The organism is Streptococcus merionis DSM 19192 (assembly GCF_000380085.1).
GTDB lineage: Bacteria > Bacillota > Bacilli > Lactobacillales > Streptococcaceae > Streptococcus > Streptococcus merionis.
The window spans coordinates 130144-138891 of the sequence record NZ_KB904557.1; the positions used below are offsets into that span (position 1 = coordinate 130144).

The 8748-nt window shown below is 41.5% G+C and carries 8 protein-coding genes and 2 pseudogenes; 3 read left to right on the forward strand and 7 right to left on the reverse strand.

Annotated features, from left to right (window positions below; translation table 11 throughout):
- Positions 1-51: 51 nt before the first annotated feature.
- Positions 52-564 (forward strand): HdeD family acid-resistance protein, encoded by a 513-nt coding sequence (locus A3I5_RS0109260; protein WP_018374323.1) that lies wholly within the window; start codon positions 52-54, stop codon positions 562-564.
- A gap of 210 nt (positions 565-774) precedes the next feature.
- On the opposite strand, the gene dnaJ is transcribed toward A3I5_RS0109260, so the two are convergent.
- The 7 genes and pseudogenes from dnaJ to A3I5_RS0109300 form a co-directional block, all read right to left on the reverse strand.
- Positions 775-1908, reverse strand: a complete 1134-nt coding sequence (gene dnaJ / locus A3I5_RS0109265; protein ID WP_018374324.1) for a molecular chaperone DnaJ — start codon at positions 1906-1908, stop codon at positions 775-777.
- 271 nt (positions 1909-2179) lie between these two features.
- Entirely contained in the window at positions 2180-2821 is a 642-nt protein-coding gene (locus A3I5_RS0109270; protein ID WP_018374325.1) for a DJ-1/PfpI family protein, read from the reverse strand.
- Between the two features lie 204 nt (positions 2822-3025).
- Positions 3026-4858 (reverse strand): molecular chaperone DnaK, encoded by a 1833-nt coding sequence (gene dnaK / locus A3I5_RS0109275; protein WP_018374326.1) that lies wholly within the window; start codon positions 4856-4858, stop codon positions 3026-3028.
- Positions 4859-5084: 226 nt separating this feature from the next.
- Complete coding sequence (locus A3I5_RS0109280; RefSeq protein WP_018374327.1) at positions 5085-5516, reverse strand: GNAT family N-acetyltransferase; 432 nt, start codon at positions 5514-5516, stop codon at positions 5085-5087.
- Positions 5516-6079, reverse strand: a pseudogene (gene grpE, locus A3I5_RS0109285) (nucleotide exchange factor GrpE); the annotation flags it as partial. The gene A3I5_RS0109280 and the pseudogene grpE, both read right to left, overlap by 1 nt.
- A complete protein-coding gene (gene hrcA, locus A3I5_RS0109290; protein WP_026217020.1) occupies positions 6079-7113 on the reverse strand; it encodes a heat-inducible transcriptional repressor HrcA in 1035 nt (344 codons plus the stop codon). The gene hrcA and the pseudogene grpE, both read right to left, overlap by 1 nt.
- 401 nt (positions 7114-7514) lie before the next feature.
- Positions 7515-7853 carry a hypothetical protein gene (locus A3I5_RS0109300; protein WP_018374331.1) on the reverse strand — a complete coding sequence of 113 codons (339 nt, stop codon included), beginning with the start codon at positions 7851-7853 and terminating at the stop codon, positions 7515-7517.
- A gap of 2 nt (positions 7854-7855) precedes the next feature.
- Here A3I5_RS0109300 and A3I5_RS12680 point away from each other — a divergent pair, with 2 nt between their 5' ends.
- Together A3I5_RS12680 and A3I5_RS12810 are read left to right on the forward strand one after the other, a co-directional pair.
- The gene (locus A3I5_RS12680) at positions 7856-8128 is read left to right on the forward strand and encodes a hypothetical protein (protein WP_145955196.1); all 273 of its coding nucleotides are present in this window, start codon (positions 7856-7858) and stop codon (positions 8126-8128) included.
- Positions 8129-8581: 453 nt separating this feature from the next.
- A pseudogene (locus A3I5_RS12810) lies at positions 8582-8748 on the forward strand (ISL3 family transposase); the annotation flags it as partial.

The following is an 8748-nucleotide window of genomic DNA, read 5'->3' on the forward strand; positions in this document are numbered from 1 at the left end:
AAATAGTTTTTGTTTAGCTATCATTAATTTATTTTTTCAGGAGGTTTCAAAATGAAATGGAATAAATGGCCATCACTTCTACTCGGACTCTTGCTCTTCTTCACAGGCTGGCAAGTTTTGAGAAATCCTGGCGCAAGTCTTTACACATTCGGAATCTATTTTATTGCCTTGATGTTTGTTTCCGCAATTGTAGATATTTTTGGTTATTTCGCACAACCTAAGGAATTTCGTAGAGGTTGGGATTTAGCAAGTGCATTAGCAACTGCTATCCTTGCTTTGATGCTAATGCTCTCTGATACTAGTATTCTTTGGCGAATTCCAACAGCTGTTGCTATCTGGCTACTCATAAAAGGAGGCTCACGCTTAGCAATTGCCTTCTCGCTCACTCAAAACAGTGGCGGATTGTTTGGACATCACTTAGCATGGTTCGGAGTTATTACTATCTTATTAGGAATGTTCCTATTATTTAATCCTTTCCTCACAGTATTAATGGTCGCCTACTTAATCGGATTTACCTTAATCTATGAAGGTGTTATGGCGATCATCAATTTCTTTCGCGCCTAAGCGGTTTCTGTAAGATAACCATTCAAACATTGATATCAATAAAAACTTCCCTCGCTAGGACTAGTGAAGAATTATCTTTCACTTAAATCTAGCAAGGGAAGCTTTTTTGTGCACAAGGCAAAAATAAATAAGTATAACAGTGTAATTTTACCCAATGATTTACAGGTTTTATTGACTCACTAGCTCAATGCGTAACCCTAGTCATTTCTATTATTCACCTTCAAGAGCATCTTTGATGGATTCAAAGAATCCTTTTTTCTTACCAGGCTGAATAGATTCACCTGATGCTGCTGCAAAGGCTTTGAGAGCTTCTTTTTGGCCCTCATTAAGCTTGGTTGGGGTCACAATATTAACAGTGACAAACTGGTCTCCTTGACCACTGCCGCGCAACTGTGGAGCACCTTTCCCACGCAAGCGGAATCGTTTGCCAGTTTGAGTACCTGCTGGAATCGTCATTTCTACATCACCATGGACGGTTGGAATATCAACAGTGTCTCCCAGCGCTGCCTGAACAAAACTGATATCCAGATTATAAAGAATGGTGCTACCATTGCGCTCAAACTTATCACTAGCTTGGACCGTGACAACCACGTAAAGGTCACCATAAGGGCCTCCGTTAAAACCAGCCTCGCCTTGGCCTGCCAGACGAATCTGCTGACCAGTCTCAATCCCTGCTGGGATTTTCACATTGACAGAATGTGCTTGTTTTTCATGACCTGTTCCATGACAAGTTTGACAAGGTTCCTTGATTTCTTGACCTCGACCATGGCAGACATCACAGGTCACCTGACGACGCATCATGCCAAGTGGTGTTTGAGTATCAACATTAATCACACCAGCGCCATGACAACGGCCACAGGTCACAGGACTAGTGCCTGGTTTAGCACCAGATCCATGACAGGTCCGACAGCTAGCTTCACGGTTGTACTTGACCTCTTTTTCCGTTCCAAAAATCGCCTCTTCAAATTTGAGATTCACACGATACTGGAGGTCATCTCCTTGGCGCGGAGCGTTGGGATTGCGACTACCACCGCCACCAAAGAAGCTGGAGAAGATATCTTCAAAGCCACCGAAGCCTGAACCATCAAAACCACCACCGAAACCACCGCCGCCAAAGCCACCATTAGCTCCAGCAGGACCGTACTGGTCATAGGCCGCACGTTTCTGGTCATCACTCAGGGTCTCATAAGCTTCCTGAACTTCCTTGTATTTCTGCTCAGCACCAGCCTCCTTGTTGATGTCCGGATGGTATTTCTTGGACATCTTGCGGTAGGCTTTTTTAATCTCGTCTTGCGAAGCGTTTTTCGAAACCCCCAGACGATCGTAATATTCTGTATTGTTCATAAATTATGATATTAAGCTGTTAAATGACTCAAAGAAAAATAGAAAACTGTCCGACAATGCCTTGTATCTAGGTAAAGTTTATCTTTTTTCGCAGAGTCGCAAGTGTATTCAAATCTATAAAATAGATCTTACACGCTTCAGCCCGTGTCCAACTAGGAACACTGTATATCCTTTCTGTAAAATCTTAGTCAGATCAAAATTAGAAATTTTTATTCTTTCATTGATCTAGGCAATGGAGAAGTCATTTCGTTGTTGACCTGTGGTCACTCTACTAATCTATCTGTAATTCAAAGTCTCTTTTAAATTCATTAAAGTCTGCATCTGACAATGCAAAAAGCAAATCTTCTTCGCGTAAATCACGATAGCAGGGATCTCTAAAATACTGACTAGCATTATCTGTCAAGCCCAAAGCAACTAACACTGTTCTTGCAAACTCCTGATGTGCAAAGCCAATCGATGTGATAATATTTTTATCTTGGTGTACTAATTTTGGTCTAAAATTATCCCTTTTTAAAAAATCAAAATAGCCAAAGAAATTTTGCCAAATACCACCTGTAAATTCTTTATTATCTAGTAGACCGGCTTTTGCTAAGAGAATTGGTGCCGATGAAATCGCGGCTATTACGATATCTTTATCACTTAAGGTCGTTAGAAATTTTATCAACTGTTTATCTCTTAAGACCGGGATAAAATCAGCCATCCCAGGTAAAATAATGCAAGAATAGTCGTGTAGATTAACTTCATCAATCAATTTGGTAGGCTGACAGGATAACCCATCTTCTGATAAAATGGTATCTTTTCGTGAAGCAACATAGTCCACCTCAACACCAAAAGATAAGACTAAACTACTGGTCAACGGTGCAATTTCATAAATGGAAAAATTGGGATAAATTAGGCAAGCCACTTTCTTCATGAGAACCTCCCTACCGAAAAACAGAGGCTGGGGTTCAACCTCTGGTTTTCTTTTTACTAATCGTGGAATAAAATAATCCATCAAATGTCCTGCAACACGAAGTCATTTTATTTTGCTGACGAGTTAGTAAGCCGCCTAGCCTGCTACACAATAGTAGCAGGCGTTAAGTGATTCGTTGCTTTAGCAACAATCACTTATGGCGTCTTATTTCTCCGTAAACTCACCATCTACGACATCATCGTTACCACCTGCTGCTCCTGTTGTATCAGCAGCTTGAGCTTCAGCACCTGCTTGAGCTTGTTGGGCAGCAGCAGCTTGTTCGTAGAGTTTGACAGCGAGGGCTTGAGCTTTCTCGTTGAGATTGTCCAATTTAGCCTTCATATCATCAATGTTGTTTGCTTCTTGGGCTGCTTTCAACTCATCAAGAGCGGTTTGTGTTGCTTCGCGCTCTGCTTCAAATTGACCTTCAGTCTCTTTGAGCGTTTTCTCAGTTGCAAAGATGGCTTGATCCACATTGTTTCGGAGGTCAACTTCTTCTTTGCGTTTCGCATCAGCTTCAGCGTTTGCTTCCGCATCTTTCATCATCTTGTCAATTTCTTCATCAGTCAAGCCAGAGTTAGATTGAATCACGATGGTTTGTTCTTTTTGCGTACCAAGATCCTTAGCCTTAACAGACACGATACCGTTCTTATCAATATCAAAGGTCACTTCGATTTGTGGAATACCACGAGGAGCTGCTGGAATATCTGCCAATTGAAAACGTCCAAGAGTCTTGTTGTCAGCAGCCATTGGGCGTTCACCTTGAAGCACATGGATGTCTACAGCTGGTTGGTTGTCAGCAGCAGTTGAGAAAACTTGTGACTTAGAAGTTGGAATCGTTGTATTGCGGTCGATGAGTTTTGTGAAGACACCGCCCATCGTTTCGATACCAAGTGACAATGGCGTTACATCAAGAAGGACAACGTCTTTGACATCACCTGTGATGACACCACCTTGGATAGCAGCACCCATAGCAACAACTTCGTCTGGGTTAACTGATTTGTTTGGTTCCTTGCCAGTTTCAGCCTTAACCGCTTCAACAACAGCAGGGATACGAGTTGAGCCACCAACAAGGATAACTTCGTCAATTTCAGAGATTGACAGACCAGCATCCGATAAAGCTTGACGAACTGGCGTCTTAGTGCGTTCTACAAGATCGCGAGTAAGGTCATCAAACTTAGCACGTGAAAGGGTAAGATCCAAGTGCAAAGGCCCAGCATCACCAGCGGTGATAAATGGCAAGCTGATTTGTGTTGAAGTCACACCTGAAAGGTCTTTCTTAGCTTTTTCAGCAGCATCTTTCAAACGTTGCATCGCCATCTTATCCTTGCTGAGATCGATGCCGTTTTCTTTTTTGAACTCTGCTACCAAGTAGTCCATGATTTTTTCGTCAAAATCATCACCACCAAGCTTGTTGTCACCAGCTGTAGCCAATACATCAAAGACACCGTCACCGAGTTCAAGGATAGAAACGTCAAAAGTACCACCACCAAGGTCAAATACCAAGATTTTTTCATCTTTATCAGTCTTATCCAAACCATAAGCAAGCGCAGCTGCTGTTGGTTCGTTGACAATACGCTCTACCTCAAGACCTGCAATTTTACCAGCGTCTTTAGTCGCTTGACGTTGCGCATCATTAAAGTAAGCCGGTACGGTGATAACCGCTTTAGTTACTTTGTCGCCGAGGTAGTCCTCTGCATAACCTTTCAAGTATTGAAGAATCATGGCAGAGATTTCTTGTGGCGTATATGACTTGCCATTAGCGTTTACTTTTTCAGAAGTTCCCATTAAAGATTTGATGGAAAGGATTGTATCTGGATTAGTAACTGCTTGACGTTTTGCTGCATCACCAACAATGATTTCACCGTTTTTGAATGAAACCACTGAAGGCGTTGTACGATTCCCCTCTGGGTTTGCAATAATCTTACTTTCTGTTCCTTCGAGAACTGCAACTGCTGAGTTTGTTGTTCCTAAGTCGATACCGATAATTTTTGACATAATATTTTTCCTCTTAATTATTATTTCTTTTTTGATTCTCTCCTTAAGTGGTGGCGCCGTCAGAGCCCGATAACATCGATCTCTTTGACTAAACTTTGGGCCTAAGGTCTCAAAGTTTACGCGAATAGCACCACGGCGGAGAGCATCGAATTGGCTCACTTTGTTCGCGTTATCTGAGCAACAAGTGAGTGTGTTTTTCGTTTTTAGTAGTTTTATGACATTTCGGTCAAATATTTAATCTCATGAAGATGTAATCTTCTTCAATAACACTGGATTCTTGGAAGCCCAGTTTTTTCCAGAAGTATTTGGCTAACTGATGGTTCTGATGAACTGGATTGGAGATTTGAGTGGCACCGTATTGATTTTTTAAATAATGAATACACAACTGAGCTGCCTTTATCCCAACACCCTGTCCGTGGAACTCTTTATCAATCAGGAAATTTATGATTTGATAATGTTCCTCGCCCACATAGAAAGACGCAAAGCCTACTAGCTGACTATCCTGATAAATCGCTCGCGGCTGAAAATTGTCTCCATAAAGCCAAGCTTCCGCAAGCGAATAGGTCACAGAATCCACAAATTCCTTTTGATCAAGACCAGAATCAAGCGCTAAGCACTCGTGAAAGTTCTCTTCTGTGATTTTCCGCAACTCTAGCATTAGCTGTAAACCACCACCATAGCCGGTCGGAGCAGACGATCGTGAAGTTGATAACCTTTTTGGAGAACCTGAGCGATGGTATCAGCTGGGTTATCATCATCTGTTGGAACCGTCTGAACAGCCATGTGATAGTTGGGGTCAAAAGTCTCAATAGAAACTTCTGTAACGCCTTCTTCCTTAAGGGCTTGGATTAGACTATCCTGAACCATTTCCAGACCTTTTTTGACATCTTCGGTCAACCCCTCTACCGCAAGGGCACGCTCTAAGTTATCCAGACTTGGCAAGATTTTTTTCGCCAAGTCCTGCGAACGATAGCGCTGAAGCGTCTGGCGCTCTTCATTAGCTCGGCGCTGAATATTTTGCATCTCTGCATGAGCTCGTAGATACTTATTTTCAAAATCCTCTGCTCGCTCATTAGCCAAGTCAAGTTCTGATTTTTCAGGTTCACTCGTTTCTGGCACTTCTTCCTCAGCTACGCTAGCTTCAACGACCTCTTCTTGGTCTTCCAAAATTTCTTCTGGCTCTTTGGTTTCTTCTTTTTTCGACACATCGGCCTCCTTTTTTAATTCACTTCATAATGGTTACTGCTCATGTACCTGTAAAAGTCCGTCAGCTTCATAGCCAATATTTGATTGACCAGATTGACCAGACTGACCATCCGCTTGTAATCCAAGGTGATGGGCCCAATCAAGGTCAAAACTCCGTAACCCCGATAAGGCACTAGGAACTTTTGGCTGATAACCGTCAACTGGGACAGGTTTGAGGAGTGACTATCGGCCACCTTGACCACCTGCATCTGCTCCTCACCGAGACTGTCTCGAATCTCTGAGGCCACCATTTGAGGTTTATCCAGAAATTGATAGGTCTCCAAATTAGCAAATTCAAGCAGCTTGACCTTGCCTGCTATCAACACTTTTTCGGAAAAAATATCCTTAAATAAATGTTCAAAGAGGTCAATGACATTGTCCGTAGTGGTAAAGTAGCGTTGAACAATCTGTGGAATCTCAGTCCGCAAACGGTAATGGATGTCCAGCACCGTTTTCCCGATGAAACGCTCGTGCACCAACTGGCGAATGGTCGTCAAATCGCTGGGCAGGAAGTTCTTGGGAATGGCAAACTGACTAGTAAGCGTCGAGGACTCGTCCAAGGTAAAGACCGCAAGGCCTGTGTGGTTGGATGTAGTCACCATTTCAAAGCCAGTCAACTTCTGACGGCTGGCCTCCACATCAAGAGCTAGAGTAGTGTAGCCTGTCAAATCCGCCAAGATATCCGCAGCCCTCTGCAACAAATCTTCAATGCGGAAGAAATTATCATCAAAGGCCTTGAGAACCTGATAGACATCGTGCTCGGCCACCTGAGCCAAGGTCAGAGAATTTTCCACAAAATATTGAAAACCCGAAACACTAGGCATACGACCACTGGAGGTATGGGCTTTCTCAAGAAAACCCATCTTCTCTAAGGAAGACATATCGTTTCGAATCGTGGCACTGGAGGAGTTGATTTGCTCCTGTAAGGCCTTAGACCCCACAGGCTCGTGGGTCTGCGTAAAGATGTCAACAATCAAATCCAAGATTGCCTTTTGACGCTCTGTAATCAAAACCTCACCTCCTCTTTTTAGCACTCTAACCATCCGAGTGCTAACTCATGATTTTATTATACCCCTTTTTGGGACAAAGTCAAGACAAAAATTCAAAAATTTAGCACTCTTTCACCAAGAGTGCTAAAAATCGGTCTGAAGGCGGATTAAATCTGATAGTTTTAAGCAACTGACAAAAGATCTGTCAATATCGATAAACTTTATGGGAAGAACGATCATAAGTCGCCCTTTTCGAAAAATAATCCCAACTACATCCATCAGGATAACCATCAGATTCGCTGATTCCTCTCCTATCTCTGCTTTACCAAGACAAACTGAACACTTGAAAAGGCTGAACTTAACACTCTTCATTTTTTAAAAGCGATAGACACCCAAACAATATATCCTCTAAACTATTATATCTAGAAGCCATATCCTTTAACCGTATCAAAACCTTTTCGCTCAAGCGTTTTGATCGCCTGCTGATAGAGGGGTTCTTCACCAGTATCTTTCATAATCCTAAGCGCTTTAGCAATCGTATCTTTTTCTTCCTGACAAATACCTTGATATAGCAGCCCTTGAGCTAGGTAATCAAAACGTTTTTGTTGAAGAGAAACCTTTAGTAATTCTTTAGCATAGGTCAGACACTCCGAATTCATCTTATACTTTAAAAAGAGAATAACCAGATTGTTTAATAAACCTAGTCTAGTTCCTTGTATTTCTTTGAATTTGCCGTGTAACTCCAGCCGGTCCAAAACCATTTTTGCAACTATGGTTAATCGAAAATGATCCCTATCGCAATCAGCGCTTTCCTTGGACACTTGTTCGACTAGAAACTGGTGAGCAAGTCGTTATCGATTTCCCAGAATTCTCAACAAAAACAAGCCTCCCACCATTTTTTGCTTTGAAAAATGGACACTATTATTTTTTATTTGGAGATACCCTAGTTTTAATGGACCCAAAAAATTTAGAAAAGATAACAATACCTTTGAAAGATTTTGACATCTCAAACGCTCATGCCTTGATAGTGAATTAACTTTTTACCTGTTGAAACGGTATTTTCAAGCTCTCTCATAACTTATAGGATTCAATAACGTGATGATAACATGAGTCATGGTATGTGGGTTGATTAATTGTATCCCATATCCTTTTTGGGATATGAATATTATTCTCCTCTGCTTAAGAAAAATAACGAAATCAAGCTAACCGCTGTGAACTCTTGAGTTTAAGCGGTTTGTTTATCATTCTTAACATCAAAATAGAGAGCAGGACAATTCCTATCAATTCAATCACTCTTCATCAACCCACTACAGTTGAGAACTGACAAAGAGACCAAAAAACCATCTGAATATCACCTTTTGAAAAAAGTGGCTCTATACTATCTGTAGTGGGTAACTCCACTTTGGATAGTATAGGGCTTTTTGAGTACACAAAAAGTCCCATAAGACTTATAATGAAAAGCGCTAACCAACTCATTAGAAAGCATCTTATGGAACACATCAATCATACCACACAACTCATCGGAATGAAAGATAAAAATATCAAACTAAACGAAATCATGAAATATGATACCCATATCCTTATCAGAGCTACACTAGATTATATACCTCCTCTATGCAAGCATTGTAGCGGAAACATGATCAAATATGACTTTCA